At 42.2% G+C, this 20,055-nt stretch carries 22 protein-coding genes; 12 read left to right on the top strand and 10 right to left on the bottom strand.

The window, feature by feature from the left end:
* Nucleotides 1-32: 32 nt before the first annotated feature.
* Nucleotides 33-962 carry a manganese-dependent inorganic pyrophosphatase gene (locus tag HUS26_RS08050; protein ID WP_173916664.1) on the top strand — a complete coding sequence of 310 codons (930 nt, stop codon included), beginning with the start codon at nucleotides 33-35 and terminating at the stop codon, nucleotides 960-962.
* A gap of 53 nt (nucleotides 963-1,015) precedes the next feature.
* On the opposite strand, the gene HUS26_RS08045 is transcribed toward HUS26_RS08050, so the two are convergent.
* Entirely contained in the window at nucleotides 1,016-1,621 is a 606-nt protein-coding gene (locus HUS26_RS08045; RefSeq protein WP_173916663.1) for a GNAT family N-acetyltransferase, read from the bottom strand.
* Between the two features lie 130 nt (nucleotides 1,622-1,751).
* On the opposite strand from HUS26_RS08045, the gene corA reads away from it, so the two are divergent.
* A complete protein-coding gene (gene corA / locus HUS26_RS08040; RefSeq protein ID WP_173916662.1) occupies nucleotides 1,752-2,702 on the top strand; it encodes a magnesium/cobalt transporter CorA in 951 nt (316 codons plus the stop codon).
* Nucleotides 2,703-2,884: 182 nt separating this feature from the next.
* On the opposite strand, the gene HUS26_RS08035 is transcribed toward corA, so the two are convergent.
* From HUS26_RS08035 to HUS26_RS08025, 3 genes are all read right to left on the bottom strand, one after another.
* Complete coding sequence (locus HUS26_RS08035; protein WP_173916661.1) at nucleotides 2,885-3,445, bottom strand: FAD-dependent oxidoreductase; 561 nt, start codon at nucleotides 3,443-3,445, stop codon at nucleotides 2,885-2,887.
* A 111-nt stretch (nucleotides 3,446-3,556) separates the two neighbouring features.
* Complete coding sequence (locus HUS26_RS08030; RefSeq protein WP_173916660.1) at nucleotides 3,557-3,889, bottom strand: hypothetical protein; 333 nt, start codon at nucleotides 3,887-3,889, stop codon at nucleotides 3,557-3,559.
* A gap of 74 nt (nucleotides 3,890-3,963) precedes the next feature.
* Entirely contained in the window at nucleotides 3,964-4,710 is a 747-nt protein-coding gene (locus tag HUS26_RS08025) for an SDR family oxidoreductase (RefSeq protein ID WP_173916659.1), read from the bottom strand.
* A gap of 134 nt (nucleotides 4,711-4,844) precedes the next feature.
* On the opposite strand from HUS26_RS08025, the gene HUS26_RS08020 reads away from it, so the two are divergent.
* The 6 genes from HUS26_RS08020 to HUS26_RS07995 all read left to right on the top strand — a co-directional run bounded on the left by HUS26_RS08020 (nucleotide 4,845) and on the right by HUS26_RS07995 (nucleotide 9,948).
* Nucleotides 4,845-5,363, top strand: a complete 519-nt coding sequence (locus tag HUS26_RS08020) for an HD domain-containing protein (RefSeq protein ID WP_173916658.1) — start codon at nucleotides 4,845-4,847, stop codon at nucleotides 5,361-5,363.
* A gap of 93 nt (nucleotides 5,364-5,456) precedes the next feature.
* Nucleotides 5,457-5,594 (top strand): hypothetical protein, encoded by a 138-nt coding sequence (locus tag HUS26_RS08015; protein WP_173916657.1) that lies wholly within the window; start codon nucleotides 5,457-5,459, stop codon nucleotides 5,592-5,594.
* A gap of 107 nt (nucleotides 5,595-5,701) precedes the next feature.
* Nucleotides 5,702-6,976 (top strand): gephyrin-like molybdotransferase Glp, encoded by a 1,275-nt coding sequence (glp, locus tag HUS26_RS08010; RefSeq protein ID WP_173916656.1) that lies wholly within the window; start codon nucleotides 5,702-5,704, stop codon nucleotides 6,974-6,976.
* Nucleotides 6,977-6,992: 16 nt separating this feature from the next.
* Entirely contained in the window at nucleotides 6,993-8,003 is a 1,011-nt protein-coding gene (gene moaA, locus HUS26_RS08005) for a GTP 3',8-cyclase MoaA (RefSeq protein WP_173916655.1), read from the top strand.
* A 108-nt stretch (nucleotides 8,004-8,111) separates the two neighbouring features.
* Nucleotides 8,112-8,537: a YwpF-like family protein gene (locus tag HUS26_RS08000; RefSeq protein ID WP_173916654.1), complete on the top strand. Its 426-nt coding sequence runs from the start codon at nucleotides 8,112-8,114 to the stop codon at nucleotides 8,535-8,537.
* A gap of 52 nt (nucleotides 8,538-8,589) precedes the next feature.
* A complete protein-coding gene (locus HUS26_RS07995) occupies nucleotides 8,590-9,948 on the top strand; it encodes a TrkH family potassium uptake protein (protein ID WP_173916653.1) in 1,359 nt (452 codons plus the stop codon).
* Nucleotides 9,949-10,333: 385 nt separating this feature from the next.
* Here the strand turns inward: HUS26_RS07995 and HUS26_RS07990 are convergent, their stop codons facing one another.
* On the bottom strand, nucleotides 10,334-10,453 hold the full coding sequence (locus HUS26_RS07990) for a YjcZ family sporulation protein (protein WP_173918784.1): 120 nt from the start codon (nucleotides 10,451-10,453) through the stop codon (nucleotides 10,334-10,336).
* Between the two features lie 299 nt (nucleotides 10,454-10,752).
* Here HUS26_RS07990 and HUS26_RS07985 point away from each other — a divergent pair, with 299 nt between their 5' ends.
* The 3 genes from HUS26_RS07985 to HUS26_RS07975 are packed head-to-tail and all read left to right on the top strand — an operon-like array spanning nucleotide 10,753 to nucleotide 14,547.
* On the top strand, nucleotides 10,753-12,237 hold the full coding sequence (locus tag HUS26_RS07985; protein WP_173916652.1) for an NAD(P)/FAD-dependent oxidoreductase: 1,485 nt from the start codon (nucleotides 10,753-10,755) through the stop codon (nucleotides 12,235-12,237).
* Entirely contained in the window at nucleotides 12,234-13,709 is a 1,476-nt protein-coding gene (locus HUS26_RS07980) for an NAD(P)/FAD-dependent oxidoreductase (RefSeq protein ID WP_173916651.1), read from the top strand. Before HUS26_RS07985 ends, HUS26_RS07980 begins: the two co-directional genes overlap by 4 nt.
* 1 nt (nucleotide 13,710) lies before the next feature.
* On the top strand, nucleotides 13,711-14,547 hold the full coding sequence (locus HUS26_RS07975; RefSeq protein WP_173916650.1) for a phytoene/squalene synthase family protein: 837 nt from the start codon (nucleotides 13,711-13,713) through the stop codon (nucleotides 14,545-14,547).
* Nucleotides 14,548-14,558: 11 nt separating this feature from the next.
* Here the strand turns inward: HUS26_RS07975 and HUS26_RS07970 are convergent, their stop codons facing one another.
* The 5 genes from HUS26_RS07970 to HUS26_RS07950 all read right to left on the bottom strand — a co-directional run bounded on the left by HUS26_RS07970 (nucleotide 14,559) and on the right by HUS26_RS07950 (nucleotide 19,287).
* Nucleotides 14,559-16,028 (bottom strand): NAD(P)/FAD-dependent oxidoreductase, encoded by a 1,470-nt coding sequence (locus HUS26_RS07970; protein WP_173916649.1) that lies wholly within the window; start codon nucleotides 16,026-16,028, stop codon nucleotides 14,559-14,561.
* Nucleotides 16,025-17,140, bottom strand: a complete 1,116-nt coding sequence (locus HUS26_RS07965; RefSeq protein WP_173916648.1) for a glycosyltransferase family 2 protein — start codon at nucleotides 17,138-17,140, stop codon at nucleotides 16,025-16,027. The genes HUS26_RS07970 and HUS26_RS07965 overlap by 4 nt, the downstream gene beginning before the upstream one ends.
* Nucleotides 17,140-17,811, bottom strand: coding sequence for a lysophospholipid acyltransferase family protein (locus tag HUS26_RS07960; protein ID WP_173916647.1), 672 nt, complete (start codon nucleotides 17,809-17,811; stop codon nucleotides 17,140-17,142). The genes HUS26_RS07965 and HUS26_RS07960 overlap by 1 nt, the downstream gene beginning before the upstream one ends.
* On the bottom strand, nucleotides 17,789-18,565 hold the full coding sequence (locus tag HUS26_RS07955) for a carotenoid biosynthesis protein (protein ID WP_173916646.1): 777 nt from the start codon (nucleotides 18,563-18,565) through the stop codon (nucleotides 17,789-17,791). Before HUS26_RS07955 ends, HUS26_RS07960 begins: the two co-directional genes overlap by 23 nt.
* A 221-nt stretch (nucleotides 18,566-18,786) precedes the next feature.
* The gene (locus HUS26_RS07950) at nucleotides 18,787-19,287 is read right to left on the bottom strand and encodes a DoxX family membrane protein (RefSeq protein ID WP_173916645.1); all 501 of its coding nucleotides are present in this window, start codon (nucleotides 19,285-19,287) and stop codon (nucleotides 18,787-18,789) included.
* 509 nt (nucleotides 19,288-19,796) lie between these two features.
* On the opposite strand from HUS26_RS07950, the gene HUS26_RS07945 reads away from it, so the two are divergent.
* Nucleotides 19,797-20,021, top strand: a complete 225-nt coding sequence (locus tag HUS26_RS07945; protein WP_173916644.1) for a DUF1659 domain-containing protein — start codon at nucleotides 19,797-19,799, stop codon at nucleotides 20,019-20,021.
* Nucleotides 20,022-20,055: the final 34 nt, after the last annotated feature.

Genomic DNA, 20,055 nt, shown 5'->3' with positions numbered 1-20,055 from the left:
CATTACATACTAGTAAAGAAGGAGAGAATAACATGGCGAAAAAGTTAGTATTCGGGCATAAGAATCCTGATACGGATACGATTTGTTCAGCTATTGTCTATGCTGAGCTTAAGATTAAGCTTGGAGAAGAAGCGGAAGCTGTTCGTCTTGGCGAAGTAGGCAGCGAAACTCAGTACGCGCTGGATTACTTTAACGTAGAGGCGCCAAGGTTCGTAGAAAAGGTTGCCGCTGAAGCAGACCAGGTCATCCTTGTTGACCATAACGAGCGTCAGCAGAGTGCGAACGATATTGAGGATGTACAAGTAACAGAGGTTATTGACCATCACCGTATTGCGAATTTTGAAACAAGCGGCCCGCTTTATTACCGTGCGGAACCGGTTGGATGTACGGCAACTATTTTAACGAAGATGTTCAAAGAAAAGAATCAGGAAATTACGAAACCTCTGGCTGGCCTTATGCTTTCTTCCATAATTTCAGATTCTCTATTATTTAAATCACCAACCTGCACGGATGAAGATGTACAAGCAGCAAATGAGCTTGCAGAGATTGCTGGCGTCGACGCGGAATCTTACGGCCTTGAAATGTTAAAAGCCGGTGCAGATATCAGCGGCCTGACTGCTGATGAGCTTCTCACTTTAGATGCAAAAGAATTCTCAATGGGAGATTCCAAAGTGGTGATTGCTCAGGTTAATACCGTCGATACGGATGAAGTTCTTGAGCGTAAAGCAGAGATTCTTCAAGCGATCGACAATACAGTGTCAGAGCGAAGTCTTGATTTGTTTGTTTTCGTCATCACAGATATCCTGACTAATGACTCCACAGCGCTTACTGCAGGAACGAAAGCGGATGCTGTATCTGAAGCCTTTAATGTAAAAGTTGAAGACAATCAAGCGGTGCTTAAAGGTGTTGTTTCCCGTAAGAAACAAATCGTACCTCCACTTACCGAGCAGTTATCCAAATAAAAAGTGTTTATTTTTAAATATTGAACTGTATCGAAAAAAGGGATCTTGCCGAGTTAATGGTAAGATCCCTTTTTTACTGGTGTTCTATTTCTTTTCAACTGCCATTCTTCTCTAAGAATTCCCATTCGGATGGAATCATAATATTTCCCTTCGTAAATCCGGCATTTTCTCATTCTGCCCTCTAGCTTCATCCCCAGTTTTTTTCCGACTTTCATCATTCGTTCATTCTTAGACCATGTGGTTAAGCCTACTCGGGCTAAAGGAAGTTCATGAAACAGATGATCAATCCACAGCTCAAGCGCTTCAGACCCATAGCCTCCACCCCAGTACTCTTTAGAATAAATACCGATTCCTACTTCAAGCCAGAGGGAGGCCTTATGCTCCCAGTAGTAGGAGACGGTACCGATAATTTCACCGTCTACTTCGATAAGTAACCGGGAGTCCGGCTCTGTTTCCTTCAACCTTTCTTTTCTTGCGCTCTCATGACTGCGGTACGTATCAACCGTATGAGGTTCTAGTGGATAATAAGGAGCATCCCACTTCTTCCATTCAGGATCTTTCGGTTTATATATCAGTTCCCAAAGCCGGGGAATATCGTCGTCCTTAATACTTCTTAAGACGACATGGTCACCTGTCAGCCGTGTTTCAAGTGCGCTCATTGGAAGTCACCTCGCTATTTTTTCCTGCTACTTTTTCATACTATCACAGGTTTATATCTTTCATACGTTTTAGAAGAATATTACAGGGTATTTGAAAGAGAGAAAGTGATGAAGGTTAGGGTGATGCAGGATGCTTAGAATTTATGGCTCTTCTAAAAAATACGGTATAGAGAAGTTCGACAGGGTAGAAGAGTTAGCCGGCCGGTCCTTTGACTGGTACTGGGTGGACTTTGGGTCTCCTTCAGAGGAAGAAGCCCAATACTTAGATACTTTTTTTCAGTTTCATCCGCTGGCCATAGAAGATTGTTTACATGAACTGCAGCGGCCGAAGCTCGATTATTATGATGACCACACCTTCTTTGTCTTTCATTCGATCGATCCAGACACTTTGAAAAAAAGAGAAAAGAATTTATTTCTTGGAGATGGATATGTGGTTACGTATCATAAAGAGCCTTCTAAAGAAATTGATGCGGTTGAAGCAGCTATTAAAAACGCGAAGAACATAGAGGAATTGGATGAGTTTTTCGTGCTCTATGAGCTGCTCGATCAAGTCGTCGATCGATATTTTCCAATTGTTTATGAAATCGAAGACCATATCAATCAAATTGAAGACAATACGAGAGACTTGTCGATGGAACAGCTATTGGATGAGCTGTTTGACAGGCGCGGCGAACTGCTGAGGATCAGGCAGACTGTGCATCCGATGAGAGATCTGCTGTACCGGATATTGAATACACATCATCTCGATGGTGTGAGAGAGCGGAGGGAGTACTTTGCTGATATTTATGACCATCTCCTTAAGGTTGCTGAAATGGTAGCATCCAATAGGGAGATGACTCAGGACATCAGAGACAGCTACTTATCCTTAAACTCACATCAGACCAACCGGACGATGCAGATTCTTACCGTTATTTCCGTAATTTTTATGCCGCTGACATTTATTGTTGGAGTTTATGGCATGAACTTTGTTAATATGCCGGAGCTTGAAACACAATATGGATATTTTCTTGTCTGGTTTATTATGATTGGGATGGTGGTCAGCATGTACCTGTGGTTTAAGTCTAAAGGATGGTTCGATTGAACATTTGAAGGCTGTCGAGAAAATATCTCGACAGCTTTATTAGTGTTGATTTACGTATGAAATAGAAAAGTTGAGCGTAGCTGTGCTCATTTATCATATTCCACTGGAAAGAGAAGGGTATTCTCTAAAGCAAGGGGTTCTCTGCAATCTGTGAAAAAACCTGAAGCACGTGTTCTTTAGCTTTATTTTAGGATATCGTGGTCTACATACCGCTTGCCATTTAATTCACTAATGATATTAACAGCTACTCTTGCACCATCTCCAGCTGTAATAATGGTATGAACACTTACACCGGCAACAGTTCCGGCCGCCCATACACCAGGTTTTTCTGTCCGGCCCTCTTCATTGGTTTGAATAATTTTAGCAACCCGAGGCTCGGTGCCGTCAACCACGTTTAATTCAAAAGCTTCAGCAAGTTTCGTAGACATCCCAGTTGCAAATAAAATATGCTGAGCCTCAAATTTTCCTTCATTCGTCTTTATGGAATAGCCGCTGTCAGTCTGTTCCATAGAGGAAACCTCTGTTTTTACAAGCTGTGCCCCGTGTTCAACTGCCTGTTTCTGTCCGGTGTTTAATAAATCAGGTCCTTTAATGCCTTCAACTCCGTAGTGGTTTTCCACCCAGGCTTTTGAGGTGATACTTTTGTCATGGTCAAAGAACACAACATTTTTGCCTGCTTTCGCTGCAAACAGTGCAGCGCTTGCGCCGGCAGGGCCGGCTCCAATAATTGCTAAATCAAACAATCTAACACCCTCCTAATATCTAATACTAATTATTATACTGAAAATTGTGAACATAAACAAAGAAAGCCGCAACTGTTAGGCTGGGCTTTCTACTAATAGCTATAGAATTTTCTACACAGAAATGGAAGTGTTGCGGCTGATCTGTCCCTCATTGTAGGAAGAACGTTCACTAACCTCTACAATGCAGTCGCCGCAGTCGTCTTGTATCGACTGAAGCATTTCCTCAACGTTCTTTCCATCAATGATCATAAGTATAGGTTCTTCCGTATTCACAAAAAGGAAGAAGGATAATAGCTTTGTCAGATGACTGGCATCTGCAATTAAGTGATTTTGATGCAGGTAGATTTGGTGGTCTGATTTCGAAGACTGTTTATTAATTTTTAAGATTTGAGTTGTAGATAATGGCTGTTTAAAAGTGATATGAAAAGAAGATAGCTGTGTCATCCTTTTCACCCCCGTTTTTCTTTGTATTAATAAACCACTACCCTTATTAAAAAAAAACTAAACCATACCTGTCCTTAGTGATGATAAATCATCTTACGGGTCATTCCTCCATCTACAGTTATATTTTCACCCGTCACAAAGCCGTTCTCTTTATCTGTTAAATAAAAACAGGCTTTCGCAACATCTTCTGGAAAACCGACTCTGTTAGATAGGTGCTGCTCATGGTCCTTAGGGCGGAGGCTTTCATAATTTTTTGCTGCAATCCAGCCTGGGCTGATAGCATTCACCCGCACGTCATACTGGGAAAGGGAGGCTGCAAGCGCATGAGTTAGACTGATGATGCCGCCTTTGCTTGCCGCATAAGCCTCTGAATCTGGTTCAGACATAAAAGCCCGTGTTGATGCAATATTTACGATTCTTCCTGGAGTCTTGTTTTCTCTCCAAATTTCAGCAATAGCTTTAGAGAATAGAAAAACACTTCGCAAGTTCGTATTGATCACTTCATCCCAGGCTTCAACAGTCAGTTCATCAAGCGGCGTAAATTTACTGATGCCGGCATTGTTGATTAAAATTGTCACCTGGTGGGTATCTTTTATTTGGGAAAATAACTGGACGATAGCTTCATGGCTGCTGACATCACATTCATAAAAGAAGGCTTCAGCCCCTTCATTATGAAGTTCACCCAGCAGCTGTCTGCCATGTTCGGCGTCGACATCTGTGAGAATAACTTCGGCGCCTTGACTAGCATACGTCTTAGCTAAGTGGCGGCCGATTCCTCTGCTTGCTCCTGTAATAAGTACCGTATCGTTCCTAAAATCCATTAGAATTCCTCCTATTTCTTTTCTTTAAAAGCGTTCCTTTTCCTGCGGTCTGTCAAACCTATAAAGCGGCAGAACAACAGTAAACTTGAGCCTTGTCATTTGTAATGATATATTTTTTTGAAAGAGGTGGTAGGATGCGCGTAACGTTAGTAGAGATTTTTAAACATAGAATTACCCAGAAATACTTGGCAAGATCAGGAGTGAATCACGCGGTATCGGTTGCAGATAACGCTTTTGATTTGGCGGTAAAAGCTTCCGTCTGCCCGGAGCTGGCAACGAAGGCCGCCTTGCTCCATGATATGGGACACTATGAATGGTATCGTGACGGCAAGTGGGATTATGATGAATACCGTCGTCATGATATTCATGCGATCAAAGGCGCAGAGCGGGCCCACAAACTGCTGATCAGGCTGGGAGAAGACCGCTTAGTTGCCAAAGAAGTGTCCCTTGCTGTACTGCTGCATACGGACAGTTACCTTCCATTTTCGCTTGAAGGGAAAAGAACACCGCTGCAGGCCGTTGTAGAAGAAGCCGATAGAATGGATGAACAGCCGGGCGGACTGCACCATTACAAGGAGATGCAACATAGAACAGCAATTAAAATTTTAAGCAGGCTTGACGAAAAAATATCAGACTATTACGACAATAAATAAATGATTGATTCGCACACATATCGGCCTGATAAGCTGCATATTGTAATCTTGTGGCTTTTTTAGCTAAAGGAAAGGAAGAAAGGAAGATATGTGATGACGATTCATTTTTTAATGTTTACGGTCGATATTAAGGTTAATAAAAGCAATCATAGAGGACGTAATGGGAAGACACAGGATGACATGAAGGAGCAGCTTCTTAATAGAAAAGCGGCTTATCGTTATTTATACTAAGAACCCCGCGGCAAAAAAAAGCCGGGGGTTTTTATTTTTGAATTTTTGTTATTTTTTCGTTATGGTCAATGCAATAGGTAAAAAAATGCAGAAGGTAGGTTAATCCATTGAATTTACATAGAAATCCGATTCCAGTTACAGAAGCTGTCTCCCGTATTATGGAGATTAACGCCGACAAACAAATCGAAACAGTCTCTATACCTAACAGTCATGATCGTATACTGGCTGAAGATTTAGTCGCTGTCCACGCTATTCCGCCTTTTCCGAAATCCCCATATGACGGTTATGCTTTTATAGCTTCCGATACAGATCAGGCATCACGGGATCATCCGGTTGAATTTCGTGTTATAGAAGAAATAGGAGCGGGCCAGCGGGCTTCCCGACCGATTGAAAGCGGGGAGGCGGTCCGCATCATGACAGGTGCAGAAATCCCCAAAGGAGCTACGTGCGTGGCCATGTTTGAAATTTGCCAGACGTATGAGCAGGACGGTCAGGCATTTATGACGATAAAAAGGAAAATGACAGAGGGCCAAAACATTATGGCCAAAGGATCAGAAACTGAAAAAGGGCAGCTTCTTGTCAGCAAAGGAACTAAGATTAATCCAGGTGTTGAAGCGCTGCTGGCTACGTTTGGCTACCATGAGGTAAAAGTCTACAGACAGCCTAAAGTCGGAGTGTTTGCTACAGGAACAGAGCTGTTAGAGGTACATGAGCAGCTAGAACCAGGAAAAATCCGAAATTCTAATGCCTACATGATACTCTCCCAGATCGAGAGAAGCGGTGCGATCCCGGTGTATCTTGGAAAGCTGGCTGATGACTTTGACACTTGTTATGATTCAGTGGTTTCTGCTTTAAAAGAAGTCGATATTTTAATTACAACAGGAGGAGTATCCGTTGGGGATTATGACTTAATGCCAGCTGTTTACGAGAAGCTTGGTGCAGAGGTGCTGTTTAACAAAATTGCTATGCGCCCAGGAAGTGTAACGACAGTTGCCCAGCTGAACGGCCAGCTGTTATTCGGCCTCTCAGGCAATCCTTCTGCCTGCTATGTCGGTTTTGAATTATTTGCCTTTCCTTTTACTCAAAAGATCCTGGGGAACGGAAAACCTTACCATAAAGTGATTGAGGCAGTCCTCGGCCATGATATAATGAAGCCGAACCCATTTCATCGCTTTATGAGAGGGTATATAGAATATGAGGACAATCAGGTAACCGTACATCCGGCGGGCATTGACAAGTCAGGTGTCGTGACCTCACTGGCCCGTACGAATCTGTTTATTATATTACGCGGAGGCACGAGAGGCTATAAGAAGGGAGATCGTGTCCAAGCCGTTTTGTTAGAAGGACATCAGGGAGCTGATGATTTTATCATCAAATCATAATATTGGAGGGTAAGTCGTGGCTGAATATGTACTAGATAAATATGACCGCCCGATGAAAGATCTGCGCATTTCTGTAATCGACCAATGCAATTTCCGCTGCACGTACTGTATGCCGAAGGAAATCTTTGGAGATGATTATTCATTTATGCCTGAAAGTGAATTGCTCAGCTTTGACGAAATTGTCAGGCTTGTTGAGATCTTTGCCAGGTTTGGAACAGAGAAAGTGAGATTAACCGGCGGAGAGCCGTTAATGAGAAAGAATATCGATGAGCTGATTTACCGGATCAAGCAGATAAACGGCATAAAAGATGTAGCTATAACAACAAATGCTGTCTTTCTCGTAAGGCAGGCAGAAAAGCTGAAACAAGCCGGACTGGACAGGGTAAATATCAGTCTTGATGCTATCGAAGACGATGTATTTAAAGAGACGAACGGACGCGGAATTAAAACCAAACCTGTTTTAAGAGGAATTGAAGCGGCAAGAGATGCCGGCCTCCCAATAAAAATAAATATGGTCGTTAAAAAGGGAATGAATGAAAGTCAGATTCTACCGATGGCCCGGTACTTTAAAGAAACAGGAGACACGCTTCGTTTTATTGAATTCATGGATGTAGGCAATCATAACGGCTGGAACCTGGATGCTGTTGTATCAAAAAAAGATATCGTCCAGCAGATTAATGAAGAAATGCCGGTTGAACCAGTCGATCCGAATTATTTTGGCGAGGTGGCCGATCGTTACCGTTACAAAGACGGTGCAGGCGAAATTGGCATTATTTCTTCCGTGACTGAAGCATTTTGCAGTTCATGTACGAGAGTGCGTTTATCGGCAGATGGGAAATTATTCACCTGCCTGTTTGCTTCAGAAGGATATGACATTCGTGAGATGTTGAGAACGGACTGCAGCAATGAGCAAATCATCTCCTATCTCATAAAAATATGGACAAAACGCGACGACCAATATTCGATAGACCGTGCAAAAGGAAAACCGGTTGATAAGAAAATCGAAATGTCGTATATTGGCGGATGATAAAAAAACGAGCTGCGTTCAGCTCGTTTTTTTATCTGGACTTTGCTCTATGACGGTTCGTCCTCTATAATAATATTGATAGAATTCACTTAGGAGGGAGCCCGACCAGTGAAAACATTTAAACTTGTGTCTCTGGATATTGTAGAAGAAAAAAATGACGATATTACGCAAAGACGTATTAAATTGAACGACGGGCTGATTATAAACAGAGAAGATGAGCGAGGACGCTGGGTCGTTGAGGCTTATGTAGACAGCAGCTACAAAGATTATTTTCAGCCGATTATGACCAACTCCGACGAATTAATGATTCAGGTTAAAATCACTAAGAGTTCCAACCAGCCGGCTACTTTTCTGGCCAAAATTATTGATACCAATATCATCGGCGATGAGATGAATGTTATATTTATGGGTACAATGATCGACAGACGGCGGGAACAGATTGAAAAGATTTTAAAGGCTTTATTGGATGATGGTTATCAAGGAGACGATCTTCTGGAAGAGTTTAAGCGAAGAGGCAAGGAAGCCGGTACTTAAAAAGATACATAACAACTATGAAATTTTTGCAGGATAAAGGGGCATTTCAAACATGTGGGCGAGAAGAAAAAGTCTTAGGTGGCTTAACCACTTATCACCATTTCAGCTTATTGCATTGTACTATTTTATCGCCGTTACTATATCCTCTATTTTAATCGCCCTCCCAATTGCACACCGGCCGGGAGTAGAATTAGAATTTATCGATATATTGTTTACAGCGGTAAGTGCAGTCAGCGTTACTGGGCTTACGACCGTTTCTATTACGGAAACCTTTAGTACGACAGGATACTTTATCATAGCTTTTGTGCTCCAGTTTGGGGGCATTGGCGTTATGACAGTAGGAACGATGATCTGGCTGATTATAGGAAAGAAAATCGGCCTGAAAGAACGCCGTTTAATTATGGCTGATCATAATCAGACATCTTTTGAAGGGATTGTAAGGATGGTTAAACAAATCATCCTGGTTGTTCTTTTGATAGAATTTATAGGATTTCTTACATTAGGAACATACTTCTTGCAATACTATGAGCCTGGAGAAGCTTATCTGCAAGGCTTTTTTGGTGCTATCAGCGCGATGACTAACGGCGGGTTTGATATAACGGGTGCTTCTCTTATACCATTTCGAGGCGACTATTTCGTCCAATTCGTTAATATGATACTGATTATTTCAGGCGCCATAGGTTTCCCTGTGCTGATTGAGGTGAAGCAGTATTTGTTTAACAGGCAGGATTTAAGAACGATTCAATTCTCATTATTCGCCAAACTGACCACCTTTACATTTTTTGCTCTCATTATTTTTGGTACAATCATGATTTTTCTGCTGGAGATCAATAACTTCTTCGCAGGGAAATCATGGCACGAGATTCTGTTTTATTCATTGTTCCAATCTGTAACAACTCGAAGCGGTGGACTGTCTACAATGGATATTACTGAGTTTTCAGAACACACACAGCTCTTTATGTCCTCGCTTATGTTTATCGGGGCTTCTCCGAGCAGTGTAGGGGGCGGAATACGAACAACTACTTTCGCGCTTGTTGTCATCTTTATTTTAACTTTTGCGAGAGGGCAGAAGAACATCCGCATTTTCAGAAGAGAAATCCACCATGAGGATTTAAACCGTGCCGTGGTCGTGACGATGATGGCTTTGCTGGTCGTATTTATTTCAGTACTTTTATTAAGTATTTCAGAAAACGCCATGCTGCACGAAGTTATTTTTGAAGTGTGTTCTGCTTTTGGAACCGTGGGCTTGTCTTTAGGAATCACCTCAGAATTAACGGTTTTCGGGAAGTTCGTCCTTATGTTTCTGATGTTTCTAGGACGGATAGGGATACTCACATTCTTATTTTCATTCCATAAACCACATACGACAGCTAAATATTCACTGCCAAAAGAACGCATTCTTATTGGCTGATTAAATTAAAAGCTATTTAAAATTTTGAGATTGACCTGATTAATAAAAAGAGCGACATCCAGCTTCAGCGCCCAGACACTCGCGTCATAAGCAACCCGTCCTGCGGAAGGGAAGGCCACCTTCCACCGGCCGTTTTGCTTATGCGTTTCGTGTCTACCAGGGCGCTTGCGCCTTTGTTCCTAGTAAAATATTGCATTCCAGCTAACCGAGATGGGATCGTTTAAAAATTGCGGAAAGCGATCCGTTTCCCTGAGCCCTGTGCCGTATCCGATCCTTTGAAAGTAAAATCCGTCGTCTGAAAAGCATGAGGTTTCTCTCTACAAGCTGATAAAAAAGCTGTTTCCCAATAGAGGGAAACAGCTTTTTTTATTCAGTGATTAAATCATTAGCAGTAGAAAGCGGCTCCCACAATAATGAGAAGGATAAATAACACCACGATCAATGCAAATGTACTGCCTGGTCTATGACACCTGCGGCCGTAGTAAGGACTAACTCCATAAGGCATGTTAGCTCCCTGAACCTGGTAAGGACTGTTTCCGTACATAATGTCACCTCCTGTTATCTTACATTCTCAGACTATGTTAGGTACAAGCGGAGGGTATGGGGATTCACCCAGATTTCATTCTTTTATTAAATAAATGTAGTTTAGGTGTATAAAGAGGAGGCTTATTTGCTAAAAGTGGAGGGTATGGTATGACATGGAAATTAAACAGGAACACATTGGAAGCTAGTGATTAATTGCAACTTACATATATCCTTTGTATAATTTTTGTATAACATTTGTATAGGTTAAGAGGTGGCTGAATGAAGAAGATTAATGTAATAGGAGCAGGGCCGGGAGGGTTAGCTGCAGCCATGCTGATGGCAGCAGATGGATACGACGTGCAAGTATTTGAAAAGCAAAATTATGTAGGCGGCAGAAACGGCCACTTCCGTCTCGGTTCTTATACCTTTGATATCGGCCCTACCTTTTTAAGCATGGTGCATATCGCTGAAGAAATTTTTCAACAGACTGGGAAAAACCTGCATGATTATATAGATTTAGTGGAGCTTTCACCAATGTATGAGCTTCAGTTTGAAAATGAAAGAGTACCGATGTATCGCGATAAAGAAAAGATGCTTGAAGTGATTAGAAAACATTTCCCGGGCAATGAAGAGGGGTACCTTCGTTTTATGAAGGATACACGCAAGAAAATGAACACCCTGCTTCCGCTATTACAAACGAGACATCACCGTCTCATGGATTATATCAGTCCAAGGGCATTAAAAGCACTGCCGCAGCTGTCGATTGGTAAATCTGTATATGATGTTCTCTCTGAATACTTTACTGATGAACAATTAAAGATCGCGTTTACTTTTCAGGCGAAGTATTTAGGAATGTCACCGTGGGAATGTCCGGGTGCTTTTTCTATCCTATCGTATATGGAACATGAATATGGCGTTTTCCACCCTATTGGGGGTGTCAATCAATTATCCAAGTCGATGGCAAAAGCCGTTGAAGAACTCGGAGGAAAGATCCACTTGAATAAAGGGGTGGAAGAGTTCCTGCTTGATGGCAGGAAAGTAACCGGCGTTAAATTTGAGAATGGAGAAATTGCAGAAGCTGATGAAGTTATTGTAAATGCAGATTTTGCCCATTCGATGAACAGGTTCGTAAAAGATGGCGTCCTCAAGAAATTTTCAAAAGAAAAACTCGATAAACGTAAATTCTCCTGTTCCACGTTTATGATTTATCTCGGAGTTAACCGCAAGTATGATATGCCGCACCATACGATTTTGTTTGCTAAAGATTACAAGAAGAACGTAGAAGAAATGACGAAAGATATGGTCCTTTCAAAAGAGCCTTCCATCTATATTCATAATGCGAGCGTCACAGACCCTACGCTGGCTCCAGAAGGCCACTCAGCATTATACATTCTTGCTCCTGTCCCAAACAACTATGCGGAGATTGACTGGGAGGATAAAGAAGCGGCCTTTAGAGACTTGGTGTTAGATGAAGTGGAAGAGAAAACAGGATTTAAAGATTTAAGAAGCCACATCGTTGAAGAAAAAGTGTTAACGCCTATGCAGTGGGAAACAGATCATTATGTTCATAAAGGAGCGACTTTCAGTATGGGGCATCAGCTGTCACAAATGATGTACTTTCGTCCCCATAACCGCTTCGAGGAGCTCGGCAACTGCTGGTTAGTAGGAGGAGGAACCCATCCAGGGAGCGGCCTTCCGACAATACTCGAATCTGCACGAATTACGACGAATTGGATGAAAGAAAGAAAAGAGGCGGCATTATGAAGTCAGAAGTAACGGTTGTTGGAGGAGGGATCGGCGGCCTGGTCACTGCTTTAATTCTTTCCAGGCGTGGAGAAAGTGTCAGGATCTTAGAAAAAAACGGCCACTTAGGCGGAAGGCTCACCTATGAAAAACAGGGAGACTATAAAATCGACCAAGGCCCGACGATCGTGCTTCTCCCTGAAATGCTTCTTTCAATTCTTGAAGAAGGAGGAATAAGCCGCAGCCAGATTCCTATCGTTCCGTGTGACCCTCTTTATCACATTCACTTTAAAGACGGATATAGCTTTACGAAATACGCTGACATAGAAAAGCAGATCGACGAAATCAGCAGAAAATTTCCCGGTAATGAAGCCGGTTACTATCGATTTCTTGAAGACATGAAGCTGCGTTTTATGCAGGGCAAAGAACAGTTCCTAGAGAAATCATTTGTAAATAAAAAAACGTTTTTTACGACAAAGAACCTGCAGACACTTATGAGGTTGAGAGCTTATCAAAACGTTAAAAAAATGATGAAGAATTATTTCCAAGATGAGCGGTTAATTGAGGCCTACACACTGCAGACGCTATATATCGGCGGACATCCTGAGCAGTCGCCTGCAATGTATTCTTTAGTTTCCTATAGTGAGCATAAACACGGCATCTGGTACCTGATGGGAGGATACGCTAAACTTGTCGAAATTATTGTCGAGGAATTAAAGAAGCGCGGCGTTCAAATTGAAACCAACTGTGAAGTGGAAAGCATTCATACTGAAAAGCGAAAGGTTACCAGTCTTAAGGCGGGCGGCAGCACTTTCCCTGTGGATCGTGTCGTATTAAATGGAGACTTTCCCCTTATGGATCGTTTATTTCCAGTTCATAAACAAATTCGCCGCCGGTATACACCTTCTTCCGGATGTCTGTTAATTTACATGGGATTAAATAAAATTTATGAAAGAGAAACGATTCACCAGTTCTTTATGTCTGATGATTTTGACCGCCATATGCAGCAGGTCTTTTTAGAAAAGACACTGCCGGACGATCCATCCTTCTACACGTTTCATCCGTCGATCATCGACTCCTCCTTAGCTCCAGAAGGCAAAGGAGTTTTATATACATTAGTTCCTGTTCCTGCAAGTGAACATGTGGACTGGTCTAAAAAAGATGAGCTTGTTGAACTAGTGATTGATCAGATGGAAAAGAGAGGATTCCCGGATTTAAGGAAGCATATTGAATGGATGAGAATTCGTACACCAGAAGATGCGCAAAGAGATGGTTTGTTTCAAGGAGGCAGCTTCGGGATCGCCCCTACACTGTTTCAGTCAGGTGTCTTTCGCCCCCAGCTGCAGCCATACCCTTTAGATAACGTTTTTGCAGCAGGCGCCTCGATCCATCCAGGCGGCGGCATACCAATCGTTATGCAAGGGGCAAAACTCTTGGCGGATCACTTGCAGCTTTTAATAGAGCATAGGCATAATTATAAGCGAGGTGGATAGAATGAGCGAATTAAACGCAGCTTATCAATATTGCAGAGATGTCATATACAAACATTCCAAAACGTTCTCCAAAGCTTTTTCAATGCTCCCTAAAGACCAGAAGAGAGCGGTATGGGCGATTTATACTTTCTGCCGCCAGGTCGATGATATAGTTGATGAAGGAGAAAACCCTAAAGAAGAGTTAACCCAATTTACCCTCCAATTCGATCAGTTCGTTCAAGGGAAATTACAAAGCCGGCACCCGGCATGGACAGCCTTAGCTGACGTTTTTGAAAAATTCCCGATGGACCCCACACCTTTTTACGAGCAGATTGAGGGACAGTGGATGGATCTTGAACCAAGAACGATCAGGACGAAAGAAGATCTATTATCTTACTGTTACCACGTGGCCAGCACGGTTGGTCTAATGCTCCTGCCTGTGATTGCCCCGGGGCGTGAAAAAGAGCTTCGACAGGGAGCCGTTGATCTCGGTTATGCGATGCAGATCACAAACATCCTTCGTGATATTGGGGAAGACTTAGACAGAGAACGTGTCTATCTTCCAAAGGATTTACTTGAAAATCATCAATATTCTTGTGAGGATCTAAGAGCGGGCATCATTAACTCTTCATTTATAAACCTTTGGGAAGAACTTGCAGAAGAGGCAGAATATTATTATAAAAGAGGAATTGCTACTCTCCCTATGTACCCCTCATATTCGAGGACACCGGTAAAAGGAGCGGCCTATCTTTACCGGGCGATTTTACCTTCCGTTCGTGATAACAATTATGAAGTCTTTCGTCGTAGAAACTATGTCTCCGACCAGCAGAAAAAGCAAATTATTGCCGATATGCAATAATTTGCTTTTTTCTATTCCATGGATAATCTCTTTCCGATGAGGTGATGGGCAACGTTTTGTCCACTGAGGACGACCATCGGAGATCCGCCTCCAGGGTGCGTGCTCCCTCCACAGAAATAAAGGTTTGAATAATCCTGTGACTGGTTATACGGCCTTCTAAATGCTTGTACTTTCGTATTTGAAGAGGGGCCGTATAGAGCACCTTTAAATGAATAAAATTGAGATTCTATATCCTCGGGGCCAATGACTTTTTCAAACGATACATGCTTCTTAATTTCAATATGATTTCTGTGTAATTTGTCATAGATCACTTTTTTATAGGCTTCTTTTTCGATGCTGCTGCTTTGAACAGGAGGTGCATTGACAAGAATAAAACAATTATCACCGCGGGGAGATACTTCGGCGTCCGATTTAGAGGACGTACAAATATAAACGGTAGGGTCACTGCTGTACTGTCCGTGGGTCAGTTCCTTAAATTCCTTCTCATAATCAGAAGAAAAAAAGACATGATGGTGATGGAGCTCGCTGATTTTTGTATTAAGGCCCGCCATTATGACAAAAGCAGAAACGGAAGGATCATAACGTTCAATCGAACGGTCACTTAACGAGCGCCTTTCCTTCTTGTTTAGCAGCCGTGGAAGTGTATGTAAGAGGTCCCCGTTTAAAATGACGTGGTCAGCATGTATTTTCTCTCCATTTGACAGCTGGACGCCCGTGATTTTATTTTTTGATGTAAGCAGGCGGGTGACTTCTGTCCCTGAATGCAGTTTCGCCCCTTGATTTCTTGCTGCTTTTACAAAAGCAGCTGCAATCCGGGTGTTTCCTCCTTTCACGTAGTAAACACCATCATTTAATTCCAGGTGGGCAATCATGGCAAATGTAGCAGGGCAGCGATATGGACTGGATCCTATGTACGTGGCATAACGATTTAAGGATTGAACAATTCCCTGATGAGAAAAATACTTGGAAAAGAAGCTGTTCATCGACTGAAAAGGGCGGACCTTCATCGTATTAACGGCCAGTTCCAGCGATATATAATCCTTGAACGATAAAAATGAGCGATTTATAAAATGACGGTTCGATAAATCATAAAGACGTTCGGCTTCTTTCAGGAAGTCGTCATAAGTCGATTCCGCTTTAGGATCCAGCTTCTGAAGCTGCTGTTTTATATAGGAACGATCGGTTGAAAGGTCAAAAACGGTTCCATCTTCCCACTGATTTCGAGTATGGTTTGTCAGTTTATGAAAAACGGGCTGTTCGCTGCGCGGGAGTCTTCCTTCATCCATCACGTTTTGAAATACGTGCGGCATCGTAATCGTATTAGGGCCAAAGTCAAAGTGATAGCCCCCTTCATCGACAGGCATCATCTTACCGCCAAAGTGATCATTTTTTTCAAAAAGCTCGACCTCCACGCCTTCCTTAGCCAGTGAAACGGCTGCGGACAGCCCTCCTAATCCGCCGCCGACAATAACTGTTTTCATTTGTATAACCTCCCTTTCCATTGATAGGTTTTACCCTTCAAGCTGACAAACATTGAAGCCATAAGTATCGCAATCAGGCAGACAATTGATACAGGCAGCAGCCAGGCGAGCCATAAAGGATGTTTTGTGCGAATATCTATATACATTTTAAAAGAGACGGTTAATAAAAAAGGGAGTACATATACCCACTGGCTGGTGACTAATCCGTAGACAGCAAGAAATGCCGGATGGAGAAACAGTAAAAAGTAGAGTGCCATTAAGCCAAAGGCCAGAAGACTTGAACGCCCGATGCCTGTAAATATATTTTTCTTAAACCCTTCCCACGTTTCCTTTGAAGAGTCATACATAAAAGAAATAACAGAATCCGAAATATTGCACAGGATCATTTTAAATCCGTGGTTTTTTACTTCACGGGCAATATGGACATCTTCAACAAGCGAAGATTGAACAGATTCATGACCCCCTATGGCTTGATAAGCTTGCTTTTCAATGAAGATAAAAATACCGCAGGCCGCTGTGAAAGCTGGACGAGTTGTAAAATTAGCCATCATTAATGGAAGGTGCAGCCAGACGACCATGTGCTGCAGGGGAACGAGCATGTGTGATAAGAAATGACGGCTCGGATAGTTCGGAAAGCCGCTCAGCATTGATGCGTCATGTTTCCATAAAGTCAGCAGGCTCCGCTCAATAATAGCAGGAGCCACACGGGCATCTGCATCTAAAAACAAATAATAGTCTCCATTTGCTTTTAAGGAGAGCTGGTGACAGGCATGGACTTTTCCATTCCAGCCTGAAGGCAGCGGGTCTCCCTGCCATACCGTAAACCGTTGATCTGAGCGTATGTATTTTTGCAGCAGTTCAGGTGTGCGATCCTCCGAATGGTCATCTATAATGAGAAATTCCACATTATTATAAGTCACTTGTTTCAATGATTCAATGAGTCCTTTAACTTGATCTTCTTCATTACGCATAGGAATTAAAAAAGACACTAGCGGCTTTTTTTTTATAGGTTTAGAGCGTTCAAGAGACGGAAGAAAGCAGCTGTTAATGATCGTCCATAAGTTAAGAATTAGTGTGAGAACCAGCGCAATCGTTAAAATCAATGTACTCATCAGCTCCTTCCATAATTAACAAATTCGTCATGCTGTTCCTTTACAGCCGCTGATTTCAAAAGATCTAACTGCTCAGTTGCGACTGTTTCCAAGTGATCTGTGATCTTTTTTCTAGACAGCTGTTGGAAGGTTCCGTTTTCTAGCGGCCGCCCTACCTGAATATATACATCCGGCTTTTTCGTGTGGCCAAATGAATAGTAAAGCGATACAGGCACCACATCGACTGCGTCTGTTTTTTGTACGATATAGGAAATGCCGCTTGAGAATTCAAGCGGGCGCTTTTCTAAATGCTGTTCTTTTCCTTGAGGGAATATCCAGACTGTTTTATCATTATTGAGCAGTTCACAGCTGTATTGCAGGGATTCGATTAAGTGGCTGCTGTCATTGGCATCCATCGAATATACTCCAATCCCGCGGAAAAAAGGGAACCTCTCCATTCCTTCTTTGTGCATCATTCCATAAGCGTCTGATTTGATGACCTGCTCATTTAAAAAGAAGATAATGAGCGAGTCCCACCAGCTGGAATGATTAACGATAAACATTTTTCGCATATTGAGAGGACGTTCACTTTCCCTGCGAATGTATATGTTTTGGAAGTTCCTTCTAATAAATTGCCGGTTAAAACGTGTAAAACCCCACATCAGCCATTTATTTTTCTTCGCTTTTATCATGACGCCCCCCCCAGAAATATAAACCATACCAGATGAAACTCAGCACGACGACGAGTAGTGCTGCGCCTCCTACCCCGCCAATTACAGCGAGCAGGCCGAACATAAATATAATTGCACCGTATATAAATGCCATTCTTCCATACCATAGCTTTGAAATTAGAGTGGTATCCCTATTAAATAGCACGAGAGAAATCAGGTGAAAAAGTAATGAAAGTACAAACCAGCCAAAAAAATTAGAAAGAGGGATATCATAATAAACCCCAGGCTCGTCCCATATCCAATATTGCTGAACTTTATAGGCTACAGGATCGAGTATTAAATCCATCGTGACGGCAATCAGACTGCCTGTAAGCACAAACAGTACTGTACGGGGGAAGAAATCAAAACGCCGGGTAATGCCCCGCGCCAGTTCATGAGAACATCCGATGACGAGCAGCCAGGCGAAGCCTATCGTCACAGGCGTATCGACGATTTTTAAGCCGAAATTCTCTCCGTAGCTGTAATCACCAAAAAGAAAGCCGGACTGTACCCCTAAATGTTCCACATAGATGCTGACAGCCATAACGATAAAGCTGTAAAGAATACCTCTCAACCAGCCGTAAAGCTGCGTAAAATAAATGCCTCCGATCACACCGGCTGTAATTAGAAAAACACTGTTCGCCCATTCAAGCCAGGGCGGCAATAGATCAAAGCTTAATAAAAAAACGCCGCATATGTACCAAATAATAAAAAAACGAAAGATTGCCGTTAACATGAACATTGCCCCTCTATAAATGATCTTTAGGTTAATGAAATGGTGTGATGAATAGCAGTAAGGTGAGAAGGTAAACAATCAGGATTCTCTATCATCATACCTCAAAAAGAAGCAGCACAAACAAAGATATGCACAGTCAAAGCGGGTACCAGGTACCGGTAGAGAGAAAACCGGTACCTGGTACCCAAAAAAAGAAAAAAGCACAGCTGCGATCAGCTGTGCTAAGAGGCTTTTTGGTGTTCTTCTGTAAAAATGTTCTGTTTATAGAGGTATGGTTTAACATAAGGTTCAATACCTATGCGGCTTGCATTCATTCCGCCGGCGAGAATCAAGCCAGCCATAATGACCATTTCAGGGTTGGTACTGATCGTTCCACTTAAAAGAAAAGCTACATTCATCACGATTCCAAAGAAGGCGCCTGTTTTTGTAAATAGCCCTAAGAGAAGCGCAAGTCCGACGAGCACTTCGCCCCACATGACGAGGAAGCTGAAGACTTCGCTGTAAGGAAGAGCGAAGTTTTTGAGAAATGCGGCCCACCAGCCTTGAACAATGGCATCCTGCCCTTGAGATTTAGCGATCGCTCCCTGTAGATAACCACTGGCATCAAAGTCCCCTGTTACTTTTCCAACTCCGGAACTAATCCATATATACCCTAAATAAAAGCGAATTAAAGTTAAAAGGATGGCTGAACTAAAGTGTTCCTGAAACCATTTGCGTAACATGAAATTTCCTCCTCTTTTTATTGTTCAATATTTCACAATATTTATTACACTTATAATATATTCGTTTTTTATAAAAAAGGGAATGACTTGATCAGTATTTCACAATTAGTTCACGACTTTATGTCTAAATTGTGACCGAGCCGCTATATGTATAATTTTCCTTATATCTGATACGAAAAATATATAAAAATTGAAGCTATTCTTTTATATTTTTGATAAACTAGAAGAAGAATGAGGAGGTGAGCGTATGGCAGAAATTGTTATGTTTCTTGTCTTGCTGGGTACGTTGTTTACGCTTATGGGGTTATGTATCTTCGACCGGGGCTAAGCAGCCGGACATAGGAAAAATCACATACTATACATGATGAAAAGTGAGCATCTTTAAAAGGTGCTCACTTTTTTATGTGTGTGGATTTAAGATGTAGGAGAAAAAATCTTAAAAGTTTTTATTTTTAAGGACACCTCCTGGTCATTTCTTTCGATTATAGAAGTGAAAGGAGGTGATCAACATGGCCGTATCAGCAGACAAAATAAATACTCAATTGCAGCTCGTTTTTGAAGATGGTTTAGATGGTAAAGGCAATGTGAAGTACCGCCGCAAAACTTTTGGAAACGTAAAAATGGAAGCCACTGAAGAACAGCTTTACCAAGTGGCCGTTGCGCTGGAGTCCTTGCAGCAAGATCTTCTTTCCACCATTGAGAAAACGGACCGATCTGTTTTAGTTGATCTTTAACCAAGTAAATATTATGCAGGAAGGAGGGGGAAGA

Source organism: Halobacillus sp. Marseille-Q1614 (assembly GCF_902809865.1).
GTDB lineage: Bacteria > Bacillota > Bacilli > Bacillales > Halobacillaceae > Halobacillus_A.
Note: the sequence above shows the minus strand (reverse complement) of the source record. Positions and strands in the feature narration are given on the sequence as shown.

What these genes read in the sequence shown, in the direction of transcription:
- HUS26_RS07985 (WP_173916652.1), top strand. Translation starts at nt 10,753, where the DNA reads ATGAAGAAGATTAATGTAATAGGAGCAGGGCCGGGAGGGTTAGCTGCA.
- HUS26_RS08045 (WP_173916663.1), bottom strand. Translation starts at nt 1,621, where the DNA reads ATGAGCGCACTTGAAACACGGCTGACAGGTGACCATGTCGTCTTAAGA.
- HUS26_RS07990 (WP_173918784.1), bottom strand. Translation starts at nt 10,453, where the DNA reads ATGCCTTATGGAGTTAGTCCTTACTACGGCCGCAGGTGTCATAGACCA.
- HUS26_RS08020 (WP_173916658.1), top strand. Translation starts at nt 4,845, where the DNA reads ATGCGCGTAACGTTAGTAGAGATTTTTAAACATAGAATTACCCAGAAA.
- HUS26_RS07975 (WP_173916650.1), top strand. Translation starts at nt 13,711, where the DNA reads ATGAGCGAATTAAACGCAGCTTATCAATATTGCAGAGATGTCATATAC.
- HUS26_RS08050 (WP_173916664.1), top strand. Translation starts at nt 33, where the DNA reads ATGGCGAAAAAGTTAGTATTCGGGCATAAGAATCCTGATACGGATACG.
- HUS26_RS07965 (WP_173916648.1), bottom strand. Translation starts at nt 17,140, where the DNA reads ATGAGTACATTGATTTTAACGATTGCGCTGGTTCTCACACTAATTCTT.
- HUS26_RS07995 (WP_173916653.1), top strand. Translation starts at nt 8,590, where the DNA reads ATGTGGGCGAGAAGAAAAAGTCTTAGGTGGCTTAACCACTTATCACCA.
- HUS26_RS07980 (WP_173916651.1), top strand. Translation starts at nt 12,234, where the DNA reads ATGAAGTCAGAAGTAACGGTTGTTGGAGGAGGGATCGGCGGCCTGGTC.
- HUS26_RS07950 (WP_173916645.1), bottom strand. Translation starts at nt 19,287, where the DNA reads ATGTTACGCAAATGGTTTCAGGAACACTTTAGTTCAGCCATCCTTTTA.
- HUS26_RS07970 (WP_173916649.1), bottom strand. Translation starts at nt 16,028, where the DNA reads ATGAAAACAGTTATTGTCGGCGGCGGATTAGGAGGGCTGTCCGCAGCC.
- HUS26_RS07955 (WP_173916646.1), bottom strand. Translation starts at nt 18,565, where the DNA reads ATGTTAACGGCAATCTTTCGTTTTTTTATTATTTGGTACATATGCGGC.
- HUS26_RS08025 (WP_173916659.1), bottom strand. Translation starts at nt 4,710, where the DNA reads ATGGATTTTAGGAACGATACGGTACTTATTACAGGAGCAAGCAGAGGA.
- HUS26_RS08030 (WP_173916660.1), bottom strand. Translation starts at nt 3,889, where the DNA reads ATGACACAGCTATCTTCTTTTCATATCACTTTTAAACAGCCATTATCT.
- corA (WP_173916662.1), top strand. Translation starts at nt 1,752, where the DNA reads ATGCTTAGAATTTATGGCTCTTCTAAAAAATACGGTATAGAGAAGTTC.
- HUS26_RS07960 (WP_173916647.1), bottom strand. Translation starts at nt 17,811, where the DNA reads ATGATAAAAGCGAAGAAAAATAAATGGCTGATGTGGGGTTTTACACGT.
- HUS26_RS08015 (WP_173916657.1), top strand. Translation starts at nt 5,457, where the DNA reads ATGACGATTCATTTTTTAATGTTTACGGTCGATATTAAGGTTAATAAA.
- HUS26_RS07945 (WP_173916644.1), top strand. Translation starts at nt 19,797, where the DNA reads ATGGCCGTATCAGCAGACAAAATAAATACTCAATTGCAGCTCGTTTTT.